Genomic DNA, 20,750 nt, shown 5'->3' on the forward strand with positions numbered 1-20,750 from the left:
GGGCATGTCGCAACGCCAGTTGAAACTTGGCCTCGTCCCGACCGGCGTGGGCGGCCCCGGCGACAGTAATCGCTGGCTGGACACGGACATTCCGATCGACGCCAGCGTCAATATCGACTGGTATATCGATGTCGTGCGCCAGGCGGAGGCCGCGAAGTTCGACCTCGTCTTCATCGTCGACAGCCAGTTCATCACCGCCCATTCGCCGCCCCATTATCTTAACCGGCTGGAACCGCTCACCCTCCTGTCGGCACTGGCCGTGGCGACCAGGCATATCGGCCTGGTCGCCACGCTCACCACATCCTATAACGACCCGTTCAGTCTCGCCCGCCGCTTCGCCTCGCTCGACCTGATCAGCAAGGGGCGCGCCGGCTGGAATGTCGTGACCAGCGGAGACGCCGGCACGGCCGGCAATTTCAGCCAGCCAGAGCATTTCGACTATGACACCCGCTATCGTCGCGCGGTCGAGTTCCTTGATGTGGCGCGTGGCCTCTGGTCCAGCTGGGAAGAAGGTGCACTGGTCCGCGATCGCGCGACCGGCCAATTTCTCGACCCCGACAAGCTGCACCGGCTGGATCACAAGGGCGAATTTTTCCAGGTCGTCGGCCCGCTCAATCTCCAGCGTTCGCCACAGGGCGAGCCGGTCATCTTCCAGGCGGGCGACAGCGATCAGGGCCGCGATCTGGGTGCCGGCATCGCCGACGCCATCTTCACTCACGCCGCCACGATCGAGCAGGGGCAGGCCTTCTATGCCGACTTGAAAGGCCGGGCCATACGCCAGGGCCGCAACCCGGATGAGATCGTCATCCTGCCCGGCTTTACCGTCTATGTCGGCGATACGGATGCGGACGCGCAGGATATCCAGCGCCGCTATCGCGAACTGGACCAGAGTTTCGATCAGGCGCTGGCCGAATTCGGCCGCCCGTTCGGCTGGCATGATTTCCGCCAATATGATCCCGACGCCCCCTTCCCGGTACAGGCGCTGGAAGCCGCGAAGAACAGCTTCTACACGCAGGCCAAGGCGGTCACGGATCAGGCCGTCGAACAGGGGCTGACCCTGCGGCAGGCGGTCGAGCGGGCGCGGGCCGGGCGCGGCAGTCCCTTCGTGGGATCGGCGGAAACGGTCGCAAACGAAATCCAGCGCTGGTTCGAAGGGCGCGCGCTCGACGGCCTCAACGTCCATCTGGGCCATCCGGCGCAATTCAAGCGTTTCGCGGCGGAGGTAGTACCGATCCTTCAGGACCGCGGCCTGTTCCGCACGGACTATGAAGCGGACACGCTGCGCGGCAATCTGGGCCTGCCGATCCTGCCCAGTCAGCACCGGCGGGAGGGCCGCCGCCGCGACGCAGCCTGAGCCAATCGCCTGAAACTATGAAAAATCTTCGATCCTCATCCGCCAACTCTCATTGGCGGCGATCGCCTACGCTTGCCATCATGGCCTCAACTCCAGGAGATCATGATGGCCACACTTCTCATTGAACCGCTCAAGGATCGTTTCGCCGCGTTGCAGGCGGATCGGGCGCGCAGCTGGGCGCCGGCACAGCTGGAGGCCAATGCGGCCGTGCGCCGCCAGCTTGTCGATCGGTTCGACCCTGCCGATGTGGCGCAGCCGGGCGACAGCCTGCCGCCCTTGTCCTTCACGGACGTCGGCGGCGATACGCTGACGCTGGACGCGCTGACCGCCGAAGGGCCCGCGCTGCTGCTCCTCTTCCGCTTCGCCACCTGCGCGGCTGACAATATCGCCTTGCCCTATTATGCGCAGGCGCTGGCGCCGGCCTTGGCCGATCGCAACATTCCGCTGCTGGCGCTCAGCCCGCAAATCCCCGATCGCCTGCGTGAGATCAAGCAGCGCCACGGCCTGCCTTTCCCGGTCGCGACCGATGCGGATAATGGGCTGGCGCGGTTGCTCAACGTCGCCTTCCGACCCGAAGATCGGCCTTCGCCACCGCCGGCCGGATGGATCGGCGAAGTGACCGGCACAGATAGCTGGGAATTGCCGCAACCCACGGCATTGCTGGTGGGGCCAGGCCGGATCGTCCAATGGCTCCATGTCAGCCCCGACTGGCTGGACCGACCAGAAGCGGCGGACATTCTTCGCCAGATCGACGGCAGGGTTTGAGATGAAAAGGGGGCGGAAAACGCCTCCTTTTCTTATCCCCGATCGGCCTTGAAGGCGGCATAGCGCCGCGTGGCGATCTCCGCCCCTTCGCGCAGCAATGGCCCCAATCGCCAGAAATCGCTCAAATGCCCTTCGCCCGGCGCGGCGTCCTGATCCCATCCATAATCATGGCGCAACCGCCCCAGCTGGCCGCCGTCCAAAATCGCCTGCGGCGTGATGGTCGGCCGGGCCAGCTGGTCGGGATCGACATAGATGGCGTCGGACTCGCAATAGAGCTCGCACATATAACAGGTCTGGCACTGGTCGATCCGGGCGATCACCGGGGCACCATCCGTCCGCGCGTCCAGCACATGGGTGGGGCAGGCGGCAACGCAGCTATTGCAGCCGTCGCACCGCTCCTCGAAAATATGGGCGATCATGCGGCGACTTCCTTTAATTGGGTCTGGGATATGGCGTGATCGAAGCGGGTCCAGACTTGCTCCAGCCCGCCGGTCAGCAGACGTCGGGCCTGCGCCGGATCGACCAGCGGCCTGTCCTCGCGCATATGCAGCCCCCGGCTTTCGTCACGCGTCAGCGCGGCGGCCCCGACCCAGCGCGCGCTGGCCAGCATCGCCGCCTGCTCGCGCAAGGCAACCCGGCCCAGACCCCGGGCATGGCCATGATCGGCCATATCCCGCCACAGTTCATCGAGCCGTTCCTGCGCCGCTTCCAGCTTGGCCGCGCTGCGCCAGAGCGTCCCGTCGAAGGCGATGGTGAAGGCCTGCACGGCCGGAACCACAGGTGTCAGGTCGATGGCGCGCACGGTCGCAGCCGGCCGCAATCCTGCCCGCCCGATCGCCTTGCCGGGTGCGGCTTTACCCATCCGTAACGCCGCCAGCGCGGCCGCCTTGCCAGCTACCCGGCCGGATGTCAGCGCCCAGGCGGCATTTTGCGCGCCGCCGCCGCTGGTCGCCCCGGCGATCAGTTCACGCGTCGCGCAATCGCCCACGGCATACAGGCCCTCGACGCTGGTGCGGCAATCCTCGTCGATAATCTGCAAGCCCCCGGTCCCGCGCACCGTCCCCTCACCGAACAGGCGGATGGGGAAGCGATTTTCGAACAGGTCGATCCCGCGCCGCTCGAACGGCGGCAACGATGCCGGCTGGATGCGGCGCAGCAATTGCTTCAGCAGGTCCGGCGCATCGCTCAGGTCCGCCAGCACCGGCCCGGCATCCATCGCCCGCGCCAATGCCTTCAAATGCGCAGCCTCGCCGCTCATCGGCGGCGGCACGTCCAGTTCCTGCCCCTCCGCATCGAAGAAGCGCGCCGCGAAATAGGGCAGGGTGCGCGTCGAATTCCAAGCGGGCGACAGCGAATAGGAGGCGGAAAATTCCATGCCCGACAGCACGGCCCCGGCCTCCGCCGCCATCAGCAGCCCGTCGCCGGTATTGCCATGGCTGCCGATCAGCCCCGACCGGAAAGCGCAGCCACCCGTCGCCAAAATCACCGCCGGCGCGCGCACGCGCCAGTCGCGATCGTCCAGCCGCGCATGACCAGCCGCACCGACGATGGCGCCATCATCATCCTGCAACAATTCCAGCGCCGGATGATGGTCCAGGATCGTCACGCCCCGATCGACCGCAAAGCGGCGCAGCGCCCGCATATATTCCGGCCCGCGCACGCCCGAATAGAAAGTGCCGCCCTTCCCATCGGTATCGAACGGATAATAGGGCGTCAGTTCGGGCAGCGCGCGCCATGTCTCCTCGATGATCCGCGCCATCCAGTCGCGCTCGGCCAGGTCGAAGGAGCGCGCATGCCGCTCTTCCACCGCCTGCGCCCGCTTGTCCGGCGCCACCGACCAATGATTGGGGCCGCCTGTCGCCGTGACGCCGCTGGTGCCGACAAAGCCCTTGTCCGCCAGCACGACGCGCGCCCCGGCTCGCGCGGCCGATGTCGCCGCCCAGCATGCCGCCATCCCGCCGCCGATGATCAGCACATCGGCGGTCAGGTCCAGCCCGTGCGGCTCGCTCATTCGGCCGCGATCGCCTGCGTCTGCCGCGCCGCCTCGCTATGGCGGTTCTCCGGCACCGGCAGGCCCAGATGGCTGCGCAGCGTGTCGCCTTCATAGTCCGTGCGGAACAGCCCGCGTTCTTGCAGGATCGGCACCACCCGTTCGCGGAACAGCGCAAAGTCGCCCGGCCGGGTGACGCGCAGAATGAAACCGTCTGCGGCGCGGCCGACGAACCAGCGTTCGATTTCCGCCGCGATGGTTTCGGGCGATCCCACGAAATCGGACTTCCACTGGCCGAACCGATAGGCCGCCTGCCGCAGCGTCAGCTTTTCCTCGGCGGCGACGCGGATGATGCGCTCGGCCTGCCCCTTATAGCTGTTGAGCGTCACGCCCGACAGGTCGGGGAAGGGGGCGTCCAGATCATAGACGGAAAAATCATGATAGTTGAACGCCCGGCCCACCTGCGTCAGCAGCTTGCCGATATCCAGCGCGCCCTGCGCCGCGGCGGCGATGGCCTGTGCTTCCTCGTCGGTTTCGGCGATGGTCGGCACCAGCCCCGGCAAAACCTTGATCAGGTCGGGGTTGCGACCCAGCGCGGCGGCCCGCGCCTTCAGGTCCGCATAATAGGCCCGGCCAGCCTCGAAATCCTGCGATGCGGCAAAAGTGCCCTCGGCGATCGCCGCGCCCAGATTGCGGCCTTCGCTGCTGTCGCCCGCCTGGAAGATGACCGGCTGCCCCTGCTTCGACCGGCTGAGCGCCAACGGCCCGGCGACCGAGAAATGCGCACCCTTATGATCCAGCCTATGCTGCTTGCTCTTGTCCAGGAAAGTCCCCGTCGCCCGATCGCGCGGGAAGGCGTCATCCTCATAACTGTCCCACAGGCCCTGCACGACATCCACGAATTCGCGAGCGCGGGCATAGCGGACCTTATGGTCGAAATGCTCCTCCCGCCCATAGTTGCGCGCCGCGCCCTCAAGGCCCGTCGTCACCACATTCCATCCGGCGCGGCCCCGGCTTATCTGGTCGAGCGAACCGAACTGGCGCGCCACATTATAGGGCTCCCAATAGGATGTGGTGAGCGTGCCGACGAGGCCGATATGGGATGTCGTCGCCGCCACCGCCGACAACAGGGTCAGCGGCTCCAGCCGATTGAGGAAATGCGGCGCCGTATCGGGCGTGATGTAGGGGGAATCGACGATGAAGACGAGGTCGAACTTGGCTTGTTCGGCAAGGCGCGCATGCTCGATATACCAGTTGATGTCGATGCTGGCATCGCTGGGCAGGTCGGGATCCTGCCAACTATGATGGTCCGCGCCGACGCCTTCCAATATCGCGCCCAGATGCAATTGCCGCTTTGCCTGCTCCACCATCTTCATATCCTCATATCTGTCAGAGGATCAGGCTAGGCGCACTGCATCGCCCTGAATAACGAGGGCTGCTCAATCGCTGCTGATTTTGTCCAATATTGCGGATCCTTCATCCGCGCTCGATCGCAATGGTCGGACGGGTGTTGGGATAGATGCGTTCGACCGCCGGTTCGCCCGCCGCCAGATCCGGCTTCTTCATCCCATAGGCGTTGACCGGCTGCGACCGGTTCACCCACAGCGCATAGTGAAGATGGTCGGCGCGCGGGTCGTCCGTATTGGGATGGATCAGGATCGTCAGCCCCAGGCTGTTGAGTTGCAGCCAGGGCAGGATGACCGGCTGCAAATCGGTGCCGAAACCGAAATAGAAGGACGGCGTGACATGCGGGCCGCGCGGTTCATGGTTCCAGTTGCCCAGTTCGATGGCGAACCGGTCGGCCGACCATTTGCGGATCAGCACGGCCTTTTCGTAGCTGTCCTCATCGAAATAGATATGGGCGTGATAGCTTTTGATGTCGGTAAAGGCGCGCGGCCGGTCCGGCAGGCCGTTTTCCTCACCCGGACGCACCGATTTGGGGCGCGGGGTCGGCTCCCGGTCCGTCTCATAGCCCCAGGGGCTTTTGCCGGTCCGCGCGGCGACGGCGGCGGGAGAGAGTTTGGGCGTCTGCTCGGCGGCAAAGGCCTGCCCCCCGATCAGGCCGGCGGTCGCGGCGATCCCGCCGCCGCGCAGCAGGTTGCGCCGGCTTGGCGACAACAGGTCGGCCCAATGCTGGTCTACAGGATCGATCATATCATGTCTCACATTGTCTGATGGGCTTGGCGACCTGCGCAATGTCTCCAGCGCCGGGCGGACGATGATGAGACAGCGACATGGACAGGTCTTTCGCAGGACGGGACGGATAAAGGACGACGACGCTTCCCGGCTGATCTCCGGGTCGCAATGAAGGGAAGGAGGGAAGCGTCGTCGTAGGAGGGCGACGCCCATCAACCGCAAAAGGGCACACGGTGCAGGGCGGAGCCGAACGGATCGTCTGTCTGATGGCCATCCCTTTTCTGGCCGGAAACTGGTCCACCGGAGGAGCAGTCCTTCCCCCGGCGGTTATTTATCTACTAATATGGTAGATTATTGAGACAATCGAGTTTTGCTCATGGTTGGGTGGCTACCGCCAAACTACTGTCCAACTCGCCGTCTCGCTTGCGCCGTTGCGCGCCATAGCGGGCATAGAGGGTGGGCAGCACGAACAATGTCAGCAGGGTCGCCGACAGCAGCCCGCCGATCACCACCGTGGCCAGCGGCTTCTGCACTTCCGCGCCAGCGCCGCTGCCGATCGCCATGGGCATGAAGCCCAGGCTGGCCACCAGCGCGGTCATCACCACCGGCCGCAACCGCTGCACCGCGCCCAGCCGCGCCGCCTCCAGCCTATCCATGCCTGATCGCATCAGATCCTGGATCGACGACAGCATGACCAGCCCGTTCAGAACGGCAATGCCGGACAGAGCGATGAAGCCCACCGCCGCGCTGATGGAAAAGTCCATGCCGCGCAGGAACAGCGCCAACACCCCGCCGACCAGCGCCATCGGCACGCCGGTAAAGACGATTGCGGCGTCCCGCACCGACCCCAGCGCGGCATGCAGCAGCAACAGGATCAGTATGAAGCAGGCCGGCACCACCAGCATCAGCCGGTCGCGCGCCGACGCCAGATTTTCGAACTGCCCGCCCCATTCCAGATAGCTGCCCGCCGGCAGGCGGACGTCCTTCGCGATGGCCGCCTGCGCATCGTCGACCACGCTGGCGATGTCGCGGCCCCGGACATTGGCCTGCACCACGACGCGGCGCTTGCCATTTTCGCGGCTGATCTGGTTCGGGCCGTCGATCACCCGGATCTGCGCGACGCTGGCCAGCGGCACGAAGCCGCCGCCCGCGACCGGCATCTGGATCTGGGCCAGGGCGGGCAGGTCCGCCCGCTGCGTGTCGGACAGGCGGATGACCACCGGAAAGCGCCGGTCCCCTTCGAAGATCATGCCCGACGTCCGCCCGCCGATGGTGGCGGTCACCACATCCTGCACATCCTGCGCCGTCACGCCGACCCGTGCCATCGCATCGCGATCGACGCGAATGTCCAGCATCGGCAGGCCGGCGGTCTGCTCCACCTTGACGTCGGTGGCGCCCTGCGTCTTGCGCAGCACGGCGGCGATCTTGTTGGCCGTGCGGTTCATGGCGTCGAAATCCTCGCCGAACACCTTGACCGCCACGTCGCCGCGCACGCCCGCGATCAGCTCGTTGAAACGCATCTGGATCGGCTGGGTGATTTCATAGGCATTGCCGGGAAACTGCGCCAGCTTCCCTTCCAGTCGCGCAATCAGATCCGCTTTGCTCAGGCGCGGGTCGGGCCATTGGCTGCGGGGTTTCAGGATCACGAACATATCGGTGGCATTGGGCGGCATCGGGTCGGATGCCAGCTCGGCCGTGCCCGTCTTGGAAAAGACGAACTGCACTTCGGGCTGCTTGCCGACCATCTGCTCGATCGGCTGCTGCATCGCCTGGCTCTGCTGCACCGATGTCGCCGGGATGCGCAGCGCCTGGATCAGCAGGTCGCCCTCATCCAGTTGCGGCAGGAACACTTGTCCCAGCGACAGGAACGCCGCGACCGCGACCGCGCAACCGGCGATGCCCGCGCCGATCGTCACCGTCGCCCGCCGCATCGCCCGATCGAGGCCAGGTTCGTAACGCGCCTTGAGCCAGGCGATGATCCGCCCGTCCTTCTCCTCGACCCTGTTCGACAGCCAGATGGCGATCGCGGCCGGCACGGCGGTCAGCGACAGGATGAAGGCGAAGGCGAGCGCGATGATGACCGTGGCGGCCATCGGCACGAAGCTCTTGCCCTCCACCCCGGTCAGTGTCAGCAGCGGCACATAGACCAGCATGATGATCGCCTGACCATAGACGGACGGCCGGATCATCTCCCGCGAGGCCAGCGCCACCATATGCAGCCGCTCATTCTTCGTGAGCAGCCGGCCCTGCTGATGCTGCGCCTCCGCCATGCGGCGCAGCGCATTTTCCACGATGATGACCGCGCCGTCGACGATCAGGCCGAAATCCAGCGCGCCCAGGCTCATCAGATTGGCCGATACGCCGATCTTCAACATGCCAAAGCCGGTGAGCAGCATCGTGACCGGGATCACCATCGCCGCGATCAACGCCGCGCGCCAATTGCCGAGCAGGGCGAACAGCACGACGATGACCAGCAGCGCGCCTTCGGTCAGGTTCTTCGCCACCGTCCCGATCGTCGCGTTGACCAGCGCGGTGCGATCCAGCACCGGCTGCACGATCACGTCGGGCGGCAGGGATGCGTTGATGCTCTTCAGCCGATCGGCCACGGCGGTCGCGACGGTCCGGCTATTCTCGCCGATCCGCATGACGGCGGTGCCGACCACGACTTCGGTGCCATTTTCCGACGCCGATCCCATCCGCACGGCCTGACCCGTCTTCACGGTCGCGACCTGGCCCAGCGTGATCGGCACGCCCCCGCGCGTCGATACGACGATGCGCGACAATTCGGTGGCGTTGCGGATCAGCGCGTCGGATCGCACCGCCAGCCCCTCGCCATTGCGGTCGATGAAGCCGCCGCCTACGGCCGTGTTATTGCGCTCCAATGCAGTGCCAAGGTCGGTCAGCGTCAACCCCAGCGCGGACAGCCGCTGAACATCGGGAATGACCATATATTGTTTGCTGTACCCGCCGATCGCATCGATCCCGGCCAGCCCCTTGGTGTTCTTGAGCAAAGGCGCGACGATCCAGTCCTGCGCCGTGCGCAAATAGGTCGCCTTGTCGATGTCGGTGGTCAGCCGGTCGCCCTCGGGCGTGATATAGCTGCCGTCGGGCTGCATCCCCGGTTCGCCGGGCAGATGCGTGTCGTCGCCGCGATGCTCCAGCCGCACCGTCCACATATAGACTTCGCCAAGGCCGGTGGCGATCGGTCCCATTTCCGGGCTGACTCCGGCGGGCAGGTTTTCGGCCACACCGTTCAGCCGCTCGCCCACCTGCTGGCGGGCGAAGTAGATGTCGGTGGATTCATCGAAGACGGCGGTGATCTGGGCAAAGCCGTTGCGGCTGATCGACCGGCTATGGTCGAGGCCGGCGATGCCCGCCAGCGCCGTTTCGATCGGATAGGCGACCTGTTTTTCGACCAGTTCGGGCGACAGGGCCGGGGCGCGGACGTTGATCTGCACCTGATTGTTGGTGATGTCGGGCACCGCGTCGATCGGCAGGCGATGCAGGGCGATGCCGCCGATGACGGCGGCGATGGCGGTCAGCAGCAGGACAAGCCAGCGCTTGCGGACCGCCCAATTGACGATAGGAGCGATCATGGCTCAATGATCCTCATGCGTGGCTTCGCCCTTGCCGAGTTCGGCCTTGAGCGTGAAGCTGTTGGTGGTGGCGATCGTTTCGCTGCCGTTCAGGCCCGACTTGATGATCACCATCGCGCCGCTGGTCTGGTCCAGTATGACGGGCACACCCTGGAAACCGCCGGGCGTCCGCACGAAGACCATCGGCTTGCCCTCGACCGTCTGGACGGCGGTGGATGGCACGGCGATCGCCTTGTCGCCGCCTTCGCCCGATAGCTGGACGGCCGCCGTCACCGGCTCCCCCGCGCGCCACTGGCCATCGCGATTGTCGAGGATCGCGATGACCGGCACCAGCCGCGTCTGCGCATCCAGCACCGGCGACACGAAGCGCACCCGCGCATTGGCCTGACGCCCGGCCGCCGTCACCGTGACGCTGTTGCCCGGCTTCACCCGCCCGGCATCGGCCGGCTGCAACTGAAGCGCGAGCGACACGGTGGACAGGTTGGCGACGCGATAGAGTTCGGCATTGGCATCGACCGTCTGGCCCAGCGCGACGCTGCGCGAAATCACCTGCCCGGACGCCGGCGCGACGATGCCGATCCGGTTGAGGCCGCCGCCACCGCCGCCGGTCGCGGCCAATTGGCCCGTCGCTTGGTTGTAGGCGATGCGCGCTTCCGTCGCGGCGGTGCGGGCTGCGATCAGATCCTGCTGCGGCGACACGCGCTGCGCGAACAGCCTTTGTTCGCGGGACAGGTTGCTGTTGGCCAGCGCCAGCCTTGCGCGCGAAGCCTCGACCTCGCCCTTCATCAGCGCCGCTTCCCGGCTTTCGATCACGGCCAGCGTCTGGCCGCGCCCGACCGTCTCGCCCAGATTGCGGGTCAGCGACACGATCCGCCCGCCGATCGCGGCGGACACGACCTGCATCGCCTGCGGATCGCTTTCGATCGTGGCGGGCAGTTCCAGCGTGCCGGACCCGCCGATGGTCGGCCGGCCGATCTGGATCGCGGCCGACCGGATCTGTTCGTCATTCAGGACGATCTTGCCCTCATCCGCATGGCCTTCCTCGCCATGCTCTTCTTCGCTGGCGGCCGTGGCATTGCTCGCCTCCGTGCCGCCACCACAGGCGGCCAGCATCAGGGCGAGGGGGACCGGCAGCAACGCCGCATACATAATCTTCTTCATGGTCAATTTTCCTCCTGCGGCGCGGGAGCGGTCAGCCGCTCCAACCGGGCCTGGGCATTATGATGGGCGGCGAGCGCGTCGATCGCGGCCAGCCTATTGTCGGCCAGCGTCCGCTCGGCATCGAGCAGGTCGAGCTGCCCGAACTTCCCCTCGCGGTATCCGATGCGGGCGATCCGCGCGGCCTCCTGCGCGGCGGCCATCGCCGGCCCCTGTGCGTTGCGGGCGAGCGTGGCGGTGATATCCGCTTCGGCCTGCGCGTCGGTGATCGCTTGCTCCACGTCCAGCGCGGTCATGCGCTTTAGCGCCTGCGCCATCTGCTGCTGCGCCCGTGCCTGCGCCACGCCGGCGCGGCCGGCATTGAACAGCGGGATGGGCAAGGAGACGCTGAATACCGCCGCGACATCGTTGGTGGCCGACAGGCGCCGCACACCCGGTCCGACCGTCAGGTCCGGCACGCGTTGCGACCGGGCGAGGCGGACACCGGCGTCGGCGGTGGACAGGTCGGCATCGGCCGCCGCCATCGCCAACGTACCGCGACTGTCCAGCTGCTGCGGCCCCTGAACCGCGACGGGCAGCCGGTCGAGCAACCCCTCGTCCAGCGGCGCGTCGATCGGCTGGCCGATCCGCCGGACCAGATTGGTGCGCGCCGCCATGGCCAGCCGCTGCGCCCGGTCGGCATTGGCCTGCGCATTCAGGCGGGCGACATCGGCGCGCTGCTCCTCGATCGGGGAGGCACGCCCCGCCCGGACCCGCAGCGCGGCGGCATCATAGGCGTTGCCGGCAATGCGCAGCTGATCGGCGGCGATGGTGCCGCGGCGCTGCGCCGCCACCGCCTCGATATAGAGCAATGTCACCTGAAGCCGGACATCGGCCTGCGCGATCGCCGCGCCCAACAGGGCACGATGTGCCTGCGCATCGGCCACCGCCACGCGCGCCGGCCGCTTGCCGCCCAGTTCGATGGGAATGCTCAGCCCGACCGTGGTTTCGGCCTGATCGAAGCCGTTATAGGCGCCCGACCCGCCGACATTTTCCAGCTCGGTCTGGATGGTGGGATTGGGGCGCAGGCCCGCGACGGTGCGGGCGGCCTGCGCCGCCTCTACGCCGGCCTTTGCGGCATCGGCGGCGGGTGCGCTGGCGCCGGCCGCGCTCAGCGCCTGTTCGAGGGTGAAGGCTATGGCGGCAGGGGCGGATGTCGATGCGACATCCGTCTGCGCCTGCGCCATCGCGACGCAGCTTGTGGCGGCCCAAAGGACCGCGATGATCTTGTGCATTGGAAAACATCCTGATCGAATCGCATCAGGCCGCGATCCGCAACTGCGGTCACGGCCGGTGAGACAGGATCAGGCGATGGGCGGCCGCAAATCGGGGCCGGAAATCCAGCGACCCAGCGCGGACCGGTCCTGCGGTCGGGCGGGGCTGTTCAGGAAGGCGAAGATATTGGGTGCTGTGCTGCGGGCGGGTAGAAAAGCGGCGGCGCCATGGCAGCTGCCATGATGATGGGTCACGGCCTGATCGCTGTCGCCCGGTGCGCGATCCTCATTCGTATCGCTATGCACATAGCCGGAACATTCGATGTCGAACGCCCCGGCCTGTTCGCGCGCATGGATCGCCGTCGCCATGGTCAGCGACGCGAGCAATATGCACATGAACAGGAAGGCCCCGCGAAACATCGCCGCCGTCCTAGCCGATTTTCCTACCCCTGTCATCGCATACCCATGGCACCCCAACGTCACCATGTGCCGATTTCGGTGCTGGACGCGGGACAATCTATGGAACATAAAGTGAACATAGTGAGCGATTCGAGATATGGCAGGCAGGGTTCCCATATATGGCACAGGTCCGTCAGGACGACAGGCGCCAGCGACGCAAGCGTCCTTCCGGGCGCTTGAACGGGGGCATTTGCATGAAATTCACGCCGCCGCGCCGGATCGGGCGGCGGCGCTGGCCTTCGCCCTTTCGCATGGTGCGTCCCAAGCCGTGTCTCAGGGCATGGGCGCGCAGGCAGGGGCGATCTTCGCCCTGCGCGCGACGCGGCGGCAGCGTTTGCCCACGCTCTTTTCCGGCGACGGGCTGGCCCTGCTGGGGATCGATCCCGGCCGCCTGACCCTCGTGGAAACGGGCAGCGAAGTGGAGATGCTGCGCGCGGGGCTGGAGGCCGCGCGCTGTCCGGGCGTTTCTATGGTGCTGATGGAAAGCGAGGGACGCTTTGCCGACTATGATCTGACCGCCAGCCGCCGGCTGGTGCTGGCGGCCGAAGCCTCCGGCGTCACCATTCTGCTGCTGCGCGGCGATGCGGAACAGCGATCGAGCGGCGCGCAGACCCGCTGGTCGATCCGCAGCGCGCCCTCGGTCCCGCTGGAGGCCGATGCCCCCGGCCTGCCGGCGGTCGAGGCCGAATTGCTCCGCTGCCGAAGCGGGCCTGCGGGCGGGCGCTGGTTGCTGTCATGGGATGCGGAACATGGATGTTTCAGGGATAGGGACGCAGGCGAGAGGGACGGGCAACCGTCTGTGCCTGGCGCTGTGGTTCCCTTTTCTCGCCTGCGAACGGATGCAGGCAGCGACAGCCAGCGACAGGTCGCCTGACGCGGAACCGGCACCCTTCGCTCTTGTCGCGCGGGTCGGCAATGCGCTGCGGCTGGCCTCGGTGGACAGGATCGCGTGTCGGCAGGGCTTGGCGGCCGGCATGACGCTGGCCGATGCGCGGGCGCGCTGCCCCACGCTGGTCACGCACCCGGCCGATCCCCCCGCCGACGCGCGCGAACTGGATCGCTTGCTGGAGGCGATGCGCCATTTTACCCCGATGGTCGCGCTTGATGCGCCCGATGGCCTGATCCTGGATATCAGCGGCTGCACCCATTTGTTCGGCGGCGCGCAGGCGCTCGCGCGGCAGGCGCGGGCCATGGCCGGCTATGCCAGCCGCCCCGGCTTCGGCACCAACGCCATGGCCGCCCGCGCGCTGGCGCGTCATGGCCGGGCGGACGGCGATATCCACGCCCTGCCGGTTGTGGCGCTCGATCTGGACGATGGCGCTCTGGCCGCCCTGCGCCGGGCGGGACTGCGCAGCATCGGCGATCTCGCCCGCCGGCCCATGGGCATGATCGCCGCACGGTTCGGGGAGCAGGCCGTCACCCGCCTGCGCCAGATATTGGGCGAAGCGCCCAGCCCGATCGCGCCGCGCCGCCCATCCGCCCCCATCCGCGCCGAAGCCCGCTTCCCCGAACCCATCGCCCGGACCGAGGATGTGATGGACGTGATCGAAGATCTGCTGGGGCAGGCGGCGCGGCAGATGGAGGCGCGCAAACTGGGCGGGCGGCGCTTCGTCATCCGCCTGCTCCGCAGCGACGGCGCGCGGCAGGGGTTGGCGATCGAAACGGGCCAGCCGGTGCGCGATCCCGCCGCCGTGCTGCGCCTGCTGCGCGAACGGATCGATACCATGGCCGATCCGCTCGACCCCGGTTTCGGCTTCGACGCGGTGCTGCTGGCGGTCCCGCGCGTCGAGCCGCTGGTCGAGCGCCAGCAGGCGATGGAGGGCGAAGAGGCCAGGGCTGGCGAGGAGAGCATCGTCGCCCTGATCGACCGGCTCGGCATCCGCCTTGGCCCGGACAAGGTCCGCCGTCTTCAGCCCCGCGACCGCCATATCCCCGAAAGCGCGCAGGCCTTTATACCCGCGACACAGGCAAAGGCGCATCCATGGCCGGCAACCTCGCATCATGCTCCCCGGCCGCTGCTGCTGTTCGACCCGCCCCAGCCGGTGGCGGTGATCGCCGGCGTGCCCGACGGCCCGCCCCAGCGCTTCCGCTGGCGCGACCAGCTGCATGAAGTGCGGCTGGCCGAAGGGCCGGAGCGGATCGCGGCCGAATGGTGGCGCCGGCGCGACGGGCATCAGCCGGGTGGGGCAGGGCGCACCCGCGACTATTACCGGATCGAGGACAAGGATGGTCGCCGCTACTGGATGTTCCGCCACGGCCTGTTCGGCGAAGAATCCGACATAGGCTGGTATCTGCACGGCCTGTTCGCATGACCGGCTTTGCGGAAATCGTCGCCGCCACCAATTTCAGCTTCCTGCGCGGCGCCTCCCATCCCCGCGACATGGTGGTGCAGGCCGCGCATCTGGGCATGACCGCCATCGGCATCGCCGATCGCAATACGGTCGCCGGCGTCGTCCGCGCGCATCAGGCGATGAAGGATCTGGGCGCTCTCGCCGGCGGCATGCGCCTGATCGTCGGCGCGCGGCTGGTGTTCGCCGATGGCACGCCCGATATCGTCGCCTATCCGCGCACGCGGTTCGGCTGGGGCCGGCTGACCCGCCTGCTGACGCTGGGCAACCGGCGCGCGATCAAGGGTGACTGCACCCTCAACCTGCCCGACCTGATCGACCACGCACAGGACATGGCGCTGATCGCCATGGATGGCGACGCCGCGCTGCTGGCGCAATTGCGCACGGTGACGCCCCATCTCTGGCTCGCTGCGACCATGGGCCGGTCCGGCCGCGACGCGCGGATGCTGGCCCGGCGGAAGGCGCTGGCCTTGCAAACGGGTGTCCCGCTGATCGCCACCAATGACGCGCTCTATGCAGAGGCCGACGACCGCCCGATGCAGGATATCCTCACCTGCATCCGCGAAGGGCTGACCATCCAGACAGCCGGCAAGCGCCTTGCCCCCAATGCCGAGCGCCATCTGAAGCACCCCGATGAAATGGCACGGCTCTTCACCGCTTGCCCGCAGGCGATCGCCGCGACGCAGGATCTGCTCGAATGCATCGCCTTCACGCTCGACCAGCTCGTCTACGAATATCCGCACGAGCCGGTGCCCGAAGGCTGGGCGCCGCAGGACTGGCTGGAACATCTGGTCATGGAAGAGGCGCAGGCGCGCTTCCCCGACGGCTTGCCGCCCCGCTATCGGGAAACGCTGGATGAGGAATTCACCCTGATCCGCAGCCGAAAATACGCCTATTATTTCCTAACCGTCCACGACATCGTCGCTTATGCCCGCAGCCTGAACCCACCGATCCTGTGTCAGGGGCGCGGGTCCGCCGCCAATTCGCTGGTCTGCTACCTGCTGGGTGTCACCCCGATCGATCCCGTCAAAGAGAAACTCCTCTTCTCCCGCTTCCTCTCCGAAAACCGGCATGAGCCACCCGATATCGACGTCGATTTCGAACATGAACGGCGCGAGGAGGTGATGCAATATATCTACCGCCGCTACGGCCGCGAGCGGGCGGGCATCGCCGCGACCGTCATCCGCTATCGCTCCCGCAGCGCGCTGCGCGAAGTCGGCAAGGCGCTGGGCCTGACCGAGGATGTGACGGCGCGCCTGTCCGGCACCATCTGGGGCAGCCATAGCGGGGAGGATGTGCCTGAAAGCCGCGTCAGCGAAGCCGGCTTCGACCCCGCCAATCCCGAACTGGCGCGATTGCGCGACATGGCGAGCCGACTGCTCGAATATCCCCGCCATCTCTCGCAGCATGTCGGCGGCTTCGTATTGAGCCAGAGCCGGCTCGACGAACTGGTGCCGATCCACAATGCCGCCATGCCCGACCGCACCTTTATCGAATGGGACAAGGATGATCTCGACACGCTCGAACTGATGAAGGTCGATATCCTGGCGCTCGGCATGCTGACCGCGATCCGCAAGAGCTTCGACCTGATGCGCCTGCACGGCCTTGGCGACCTGACGCTGGACCGCGTTCCGGTAGAGGATGAAGCCACCTACAAGATGCTGCAAAAGGGCGACAGCATCGGTACCTTCCAGGTCGAAAGCCGTGCCCAGATCGCCATGCTGCCCCGCATGAAGCCCAAAGTGCTTTACGACCTCGTCATTCAGGTCGCGATCGTGCGACCCGGCCCGATCCAGGGCGGCATGGTCCACCCCTATCTGCGGCGGCGTAACAAAGAAGAAGCGCATGATTATCCGGGGCCGCCCGGTAATCCTTTTGAATTGAAGGATGTGCTGGAAAAAACGCTGGGCGTACCCCTGTTTCAGGAACAGGCGATGAACCTTGCGATCAAGGCGGCCAAATTCACGCCGGCCGAGGCGGACGGCCTGCGCCGCTCCATGGCGACCTTCCGCAATCGTGGCGACATTGGCAACTGGCAGGAAAAATTCATCACCGGCATGACTGTGCGCGGCTATCCGCTCGATTTCGCCGAACGTTGTTTCGAACAGATTAAGGGGTTCGGCGAATATGGCTTCCCCGAAAGCCATGCGCAGGCGTTCGGCTGGCTCGCCTACGTCTCCTCCTGGCTGAAATGCCATTATCCGGCCGTCTTCACCTGCGCCCTGCTCAACAGCCAGCCCATGGGCTTCTACGCCCCCGCGCAACTGGTCCGCGACGCGCAGCAACATGGCGTGGAGGTCCGGCCGATCGACGTGCAGGCCAGCGAATGGAACAGCAGTCTGGAGGGCGAGCGGATATTGCGCCTCGGCCTCGACCGGATGGATGGTTTCCGCGAGGAATGGGCGAACGCCCTGATCGCCGCGCGGACGCAGGCGCCGATCCGCGACATGGAGGATCTGGCCCGCCGCGTCGGCCTGCCGTCGCGCGCGCTGCATCTGCTGGCCGATGGCGACGCGCTCCGTTCGATCGGTCAGAGCCGGCGCGAAGCCGGCTGGGAAGCGCGCCGCGTGCCCTCCGCCCAACTCCCGCTGTTCGCGGCGCAGGATTTGCCCGAACTCGGCCGCGAAGCCGACGCCGCGCTCCCCGCCATGCCCCTGTCGGAGGAAGTGGCGGTCGATTACGCCACCCATCGCCTGTCGCTGAAGGGCCATCCGATGCAATTTCTGCGCCGCCATTTCGCGTCCCAGGGCGCGATCGACTGCGCCGGCGTCAATGCGGCAAAGGACGGTGCGAAGGTCCGGGTGGCGGGCGTGGTGCTGATCCGCCAGCGGCCGGGCAAGGGCAATGCGGTCTTCATCACGATCGAGGATGAAAGCGGCATCGTCAACGCGCTGCTCTGGACCCGCGACATGGAAAAGCAACGCCGCGCCGTGATGGCCGCCCGCCTGATGCTGATCGACGGCGAAGTCCAGCGCAGCAAGGAAAATGTCGTCCACCTGATGGTCGATCGCGTAACGGATGCGAGCGAGACGCTGGCCCGGCTGAACGAAGGGCAGGACAGTGGGAAGCCGGAACGGCCGTCCCCACGCAGGCACCCGCGTGACGTGCGGATATTGCCGAAGTCACGGGATTTTCATTGAGGTCGGAGGGGGCAGCTTTGGTTGGAAACAAGACATAAGCCCCTCCCCTTCAGGGGAGGGGTTGGGGTGGGGGAACGCCGCGTCAGCGGCGCTCTATACTGAGAGATTGAAGCTCGCTTCGCTCGCACCCACCCCAACCCCTCCCTTGAAAGGGAGGGGCTAATTATGTCCATTTCTAGCAGCTTGCTGCCTTAGGGGGTAGGGAGAACCTCGCGACAATATGCCACACTCGCGCCGACCTCCGCCTCAACTTCCTGTCAAAATCACCTACTCACCCAGCTTCATTGACCCAATCCTCAACGCGCAGGCCGGGCACGCGGTCGAATTCGCGCAGATTATTGGTGACGAGGATCATGCCGCATGAGCGGGCATGGCCAGCGATCATCTGGTCATAGGGGCCGATCGGCGTACCTGCGCGTGTCAGTTCTGCACGCAACTGCCCTGTATGGGCGGCAGCCTCCCGGCCGTAGTCAAGCACCTCCAGCCGCGCGGCGAAGCCTTCCACATCCATGAGATTGCGCTGTGGATTGGCGGATTTTTCAGCGCCGTAAATCAGCTCCATCAAGGTGACGGAACTGATGCACATCTGGTCATGATGCCGTTTGAATGCCGCGCGCACCTCTTGCGGCCTGTTCTTGATCGTGAAGATGCAGATATTGGTGTCGAGCATGAATTTGAGCATCAGAAGGCTTCGCGCTCCTGATGATCCGGCTGCTCGCGATCTGTCATGAAGTCGGCGGTCACCCCTGCGCCGTCGAACCAGCTATCCCAGGCTTCGCCTGCCGGGGTGATGATCCGGGTGCGGCCCAGAGCAATCACATCGACCCGCTTCACATCGTCGGGCAGGGCGACCGCCTTGGGCAATCTTACCGCCTGGCTGCGGTTGCTCTGAAATATAGAGGCTTGTGGCACGACATATCTCCTAGATCATCCCAATTTAGGAACCGCATGGGATATGTCAATGGGATATGCCGGCCATCCGGTCGCGTCCCTCCAACATCCTTCCAAAGTAGGATTTCTTCTGATCTATCCTTGCGGATGCACCCCATTCGCCAGCCCTTGCCCCCCAAACCCGATCGGTTGCGATCCGGGCGCAAGGCGGTCGCGTTCCCGTCGCGGCCCTCTGACCTAAGTGGCGCGTTGCAGGCGCGGGCCTGTGACCCAGATGGCGCGCACCCGTCGCCTTCCTGTCGCATTCCGGGTGTGCGCCTGTCGCAACTCGCCGATTTTGCCCTGCAACAGTGTGAACTTCGCCCTGTCGCGTCGAAATGCGCCGCGTCGTCTCTCGCCCTATCGCTTCAACGCGAACCAGATCACATGGCGCGGCCCCTTGCCATTGTCGCGCGCCTTGACCGCCACTTCGTCCACCAGAAAGCCCGCATTGCGCAGGCGATTGGCGAAGACATCGTCCGATCCGGCCGACCATACCGCCAATATGCCGCCCGGCTTCAACGCCGCCTTGGCCGTTTGCAGTCCCGCCCGCGAATAGAGCCGGTCGTTCGCCGCCGCCGTCAGCCCGTCCGGCCCATTGTCCACGTCCAGCAGGATCGCATCATAGGTGCCATGGCCCGCCGCGATCACCGGTACGACATCGTCGATCACCAGGTCGACGCGCGGATCGTCCAGGCATCCGGCCATCAGGTCCACCATCGGCCCGCGCGCCCATTCGATGATCTTGGGCACCAGTTCGGCCACGGTCACTTTCGCCGCCCCATCCAGCACGCCCAGCGCCGCGCGCAGGGTAAAGCCCATGCCATAGCCGCCGATCAGAATATGCGGCGCCTTGCGCCCGCGCAGCCGTTCGATCGTCATCAGCGCCAGCTGCTTTTCCGATCCGCTCATCCGGCTGCTCATCAATTCGTTGCGGTCCAGCACGATCATATGATCGGCGCCGCGCCGATAGAGTTTCAGCTCCTGCCCGCCCGGCACCTGTGCCGAATCCAGATATTCCCGCGGGATCATGTCACGTCCTTCCATTCATCGCACAGCCTGTCGCGCGGCACGCGCATGGCAGCTTGGCTTCCGTCACGCAAATGCTACAGGCACCCGGGCATCGCATCATCCTACCACGGCAGGCAGTTTCTTCCTTCATGCGCTATTTTCTCGACACCGAATTTAACGGCTTTGGCGGCACGCTCATCAGCGTCGCGCTGGTCCCCGAACATGAAGGGGATGAGGAATTCTACGTGTCGCTGCCGCTGCCCGACGATATCGAGCCTTGGGTCGAAAAGCATGTCGTCCCCTATCTGCGCCATGTGCCGCCCGCCATCGACCTGCAACTGGGCCGGGTCGAAGCGGCCGACCATGTCGCCGCCTATCTGGAGGGGGATAGCGATCCGGTCATCATCGCCGACTGGCCGGAGGATCTGGCCCATTTCTGCGCGTTGCTTGTCACCGGGCCGGGGCGAATGGCGGGGGTCGATTTCGGCCTGCGCCTCGAACTCATCAACGCCGCGGGTTTCAGCGCGGCGGCCAACAGCCGCGTACCGCACAACGCCCTGCACGACGCACGGGCGCTGCGCGACTTCTACATGGCGGATTGAAGGAAGGG

At 66.1% G+C, this 20,750-nt stretch carries 17 protein-coding genes; 6 read left to right on the forward strand and 11 right to left on the reverse strand.

Annotated elements, in window-relative coordinates:
* The first annotated feature begins 4 nt into the window (after positions 1 to 4).
* Positions 5 to 1,354: an LLM class flavin-dependent oxidoreductase gene (locus F4U94_RS07090; RefSeq protein ID WP_120250282.1), complete on the forward strand. Its 1,350-nt coding sequence runs from the start codon at positions 5 to 7 to the stop codon at positions 1,352 to 1,354.
* A 102-nt stretch (positions 1,355 to 1,456) separates the two neighbouring features.
* Positions 1,457 to 2,119 carry a peroxiredoxin-like family protein gene (locus tag F4U94_RS07095; RefSeq protein WP_232015982.1) on the forward strand — a complete coding sequence of 221 codons (663 nt, stop codon included), beginning with the start codon at positions 1,457 to 1,459 and terminating at the stop codon, positions 2,117 to 2,119.
* A gap of 32 nt (positions 2,120 to 2,151) precedes the next feature.
* Here the strand turns inward: F4U94_RS07095 and F4U94_RS07100 are convergent, their stop codons facing one another.
* The 8 genes from F4U94_RS07100 to F4U94_RS07135 form a co-directional block, all read right to left on the reverse strand.
* Positions 2,152 to 2,538 carry a 4Fe-4S dicluster domain-containing protein gene (locus F4U94_RS07100; RefSeq protein WP_120250281.1) on the reverse strand — a complete coding sequence of 129 codons (387 nt, stop codon included), beginning with the start codon at positions 2,536 to 2,538 and terminating at the stop codon, positions 2,152 to 2,154.
* A complete protein-coding gene (locus F4U94_RS07105; RefSeq protein WP_150411877.1) occupies positions 2,535 to 4,130 on the reverse strand; it encodes an FAD-dependent oxidoreductase in 1,596 nt (531 codons plus the stop codon). The genes F4U94_RS07100 and F4U94_RS07105 overlap by 4 nt, the downstream gene beginning before the upstream one ends.
* Positions 4,127 to 5,479, reverse strand: coding sequence for an LLM class flavin-dependent oxidoreductase (locus tag F4U94_RS07110; protein WP_120252074.1), 1,353 nt, complete (start codon positions 5,477 to 5,479; stop codon positions 4,127 to 4,129). The genes F4U94_RS07105 and F4U94_RS07110 overlap by 4 nt, the downstream gene beginning before the upstream one ends.
* Before the next feature lie 106 nt (positions 5,480 to 5,585).
* Positions 5,586 to 6,263 carry a DOPA 4,5-dioxygenase family protein gene (locus F4U94_RS07115; RefSeq protein WP_120250280.1) on the reverse strand — a complete coding sequence of 226 codons (678 nt, stop codon included), beginning with the start codon at positions 6,261 to 6,263 and terminating at the stop codon, positions 5,586 to 5,588.
* A 356-nt stretch (positions 6,264 to 6,619) separates the two neighbouring features.
* On the reverse strand, positions 6,620 to 9,841 hold the full coding sequence (locus F4U94_RS07120) for an efflux RND transporter permease subunit (protein WP_120250279.1): 3,222 nt from the start codon (positions 9,839 to 9,841) through the stop codon (positions 6,620 to 6,622).
* Positions 9,842 to 9,844: 3 nt separating this feature from the next.
* Positions 9,845 to 11,002 (reverse strand): efflux RND transporter periplasmic adaptor subunit, encoded by a 1,158-nt coding sequence (locus F4U94_RS07125; RefSeq protein WP_150411878.1) that lies wholly within the window; start codon positions 11,000 to 11,002, stop codon positions 9,845 to 9,847.
* Between the two features lie 2 nt (positions 11,003 to 11,004).
* Positions 11,005 to 12,273: a TolC family protein gene (locus tag F4U94_RS07130; protein WP_120250277.1), complete on the reverse strand. Its 1,269-nt coding sequence runs from the start codon at positions 12,271 to 12,273 to the stop codon at positions 11,005 to 11,007.
* A 69-nt stretch (positions 12,274 to 12,342) separates the two neighbouring features.
* Complete coding sequence (locus F4U94_RS07135) at positions 12,343 to 12,672, reverse strand: hypothetical protein (RefSeq protein WP_120250276.1); 330 nt, start codon at positions 12,670 to 12,672, stop codon at positions 12,343 to 12,345.
* Positions 12,673 to 12,901: 229 nt separating this feature from the next.
* On the opposite strand from F4U94_RS07135, the gene F4U94_RS24960 reads away from it, so the two are divergent.
* The 3 genes from F4U94_RS24960 to F4U94_RS07145 are packed head-to-tail and all read left to right on the forward strand — an operon-like array spanning position 12,902 to position 18,199.
* Entirely contained in the window at positions 12,902 to 13,585 is a 684-nt protein-coding gene (locus tag F4U94_RS24960) for an ImuA family protein (protein WP_232015972.1), read from the forward strand.
* A complete protein-coding gene (locus F4U94_RS07140) occupies positions 13,551 to 15,023 on the forward strand; it encodes a Y-family DNA polymerase (protein ID WP_249042033.1) in 1,473 nt (490 codons plus the stop codon). Before F4U94_RS24960 ends, F4U94_RS07140 begins: the two co-directional genes overlap by 35 nt.
* Positions 15,020 to 18,199, forward strand: coding sequence for an error-prone DNA polymerase (locus F4U94_RS07145; RefSeq protein ID WP_120250275.1), 3,180 nt, complete (start codon positions 15,020 to 15,022; stop codon positions 18,197 to 18,199). Before F4U94_RS07140 ends, F4U94_RS07145 begins: the two co-directional genes overlap by 4 nt.
* Positions 18,200 to 18,470: 271 nt before the next feature.
* Here F4U94_RS07145 and vapC read toward each other — a convergent pair whose 3' ends face one another.
* From vapC to F4U94_RS07160, 3 genes are all read right to left on the reverse strand, one after another.
* Positions 18,471 to 18,869, reverse strand: a complete 399-nt coding sequence (gene vapC / locus F4U94_RS07150) for a type II toxin-antitoxin system tRNA(fMet)-specific endonuclease VapC (protein ID WP_269462536.1) — start codon at positions 18,867 to 18,869, stop codon at positions 18,471 to 18,473.
* Positions 18,870 to 18,880: 11 nt separating this feature from the next.
* Positions 18,881 to 19,111 carry a type II toxin-antitoxin system VapB family antitoxin gene (vapB, locus tag F4U94_RS07155; RefSeq protein ID WP_120250273.1) on the reverse strand — a complete coding sequence of 77 codons (231 nt, stop codon included), beginning with the start codon at positions 19,109 to 19,111 and terminating at the stop codon, positions 18,881 to 18,883.
* Positions 19,112 to 19,489: 378 nt separating this feature from the next.
* The gene (locus tag F4U94_RS07160) at positions 19,490 to 20,161 is read right to left on the reverse strand and encodes a spermidine synthase (protein WP_120252073.1); all 672 of its coding nucleotides are present in this window, start codon (positions 20,159 to 20,161) and stop codon (positions 19,490 to 19,492) included.
* A 128-nt stretch (positions 20,162 to 20,289) separates the two neighbouring features.
* Here F4U94_RS07160 and F4U94_RS07165 point away from each other — a divergent pair, with 128 nt between their 5' ends.
* Positions 20,290 to 20,742: a hypothetical protein gene (locus tag F4U94_RS07165; protein WP_056689729.1), complete on the forward strand. Its 453-nt coding sequence runs from the start codon at positions 20,290 to 20,292 to the stop codon at positions 20,740 to 20,742.
* Positions 20,743 to 20,750: the final 8 nt, after the last annotated feature.

It is taken from the genome of Sphingobium limneticum, from assembly GCF_008710155.1.
GTDB lineage: Bacteria > Pseudomonadota > Alphaproteobacteria > Sphingomonadales > Sphingomonadaceae > Sphingobium > Sphingobium limneticum.

Coding starts and splice junctions, on each gene's coding strand:
- F4U94_RS07090 (WP_120250282.1), top strand. CDS start 5: ATGTCGCAACGCCAGTTGAAACTTGGCCTCGTCCCGACCGGCGTGGGC.
- F4U94_RS07095 (WP_232015982.1), top strand. CDS start 1,457: ATGATGGCCACACTTCTCATTGAACCGCTCAAGGATCGTTTCGCCGCG.
- F4U94_RS07100 (WP_120250281.1), bottom strand. CDS start 2,538: ATGATCGCCCATATTTTCGAGGAGCGGTGCGACGGCTGCAATAGCTGC.
- F4U94_RS07105 (WP_150411877.1), bottom strand. CDS start 4,130: ATGAGCGAGCCGCACGGGCTGGACCTGACCGCCGATGTGCTGATCATC.
- F4U94_RS07110 (WP_120252074.1), bottom strand. CDS start 5,479: ATGGTGGAGCAGGCAAAGCGGCAATTGCATCTGGGCGCGATATTGGAA.
- F4U94_RS07115 (WP_120250280.1), bottom strand. CDS start 6,263: ATGATCGATCCTGTAGACCAGCATTGGGCCGACCTGTTGTCGCCAAGC.
- F4U94_RS07120 (WP_120250279.1), bottom strand. CDS start 9,841: ATGATCGCTCCTATCGTCAATTGGGCGGTCCGCAAGCGCTGGCTTGTC.
- F4U94_RS07125 (WP_150411878.1), bottom strand. CDS start 11,002: ATGAAGAAGATTATGTATGCGGCGTTGCTGCCGGTCCCCCTCGCCCTG.
- F4U94_RS07130 (WP_120250277.1), bottom strand. CDS start 12,273: ATGCACAAGATCATCGCGGTCCTTTGGGCCGCCACAAGCTGCGTCGCG.
- F4U94_RS07135 (WP_120250276.1), bottom strand. CDS start 12,672: ATGTTTCGCGGGGCCTTCCTGTTCATGTGCATATTGCTCGCGTCGCTG.
- F4U94_RS07140 (WP_249042033.1), top strand. CDS start 13,551: ATGCAGGCAGCGACAGCCAGCGACAGGTCGCCTGACGCGGAACCGGCA.
- F4U94_RS07145 (WP_120250275.1), top strand. CDS start 15,020: ATGACCGGCTTTGCGGAAATCGTCGCCGCCACCAATTTCAGCTTCCTG.
- vapC (WP_269462536.1), bottom strand. CDS start 18,869: ATGCTCGACACCAATATCTGCATCTTCACGATCAAGAACAGGCCGCAA.
- F4U94_RS07160 (WP_120252073.1), bottom strand. CDS start 20,161: ATGATCCCGCGGGAATATCTGGATTCGGCACAGGTGCCGGGCGGGCAG.
- F4U94_RS07165 (WP_056689729.1), top strand. CDS start 20,290: ATGCGCTATTTTCTCGACACCGAATTTAACGGCTTTGGCGGCACGCTC.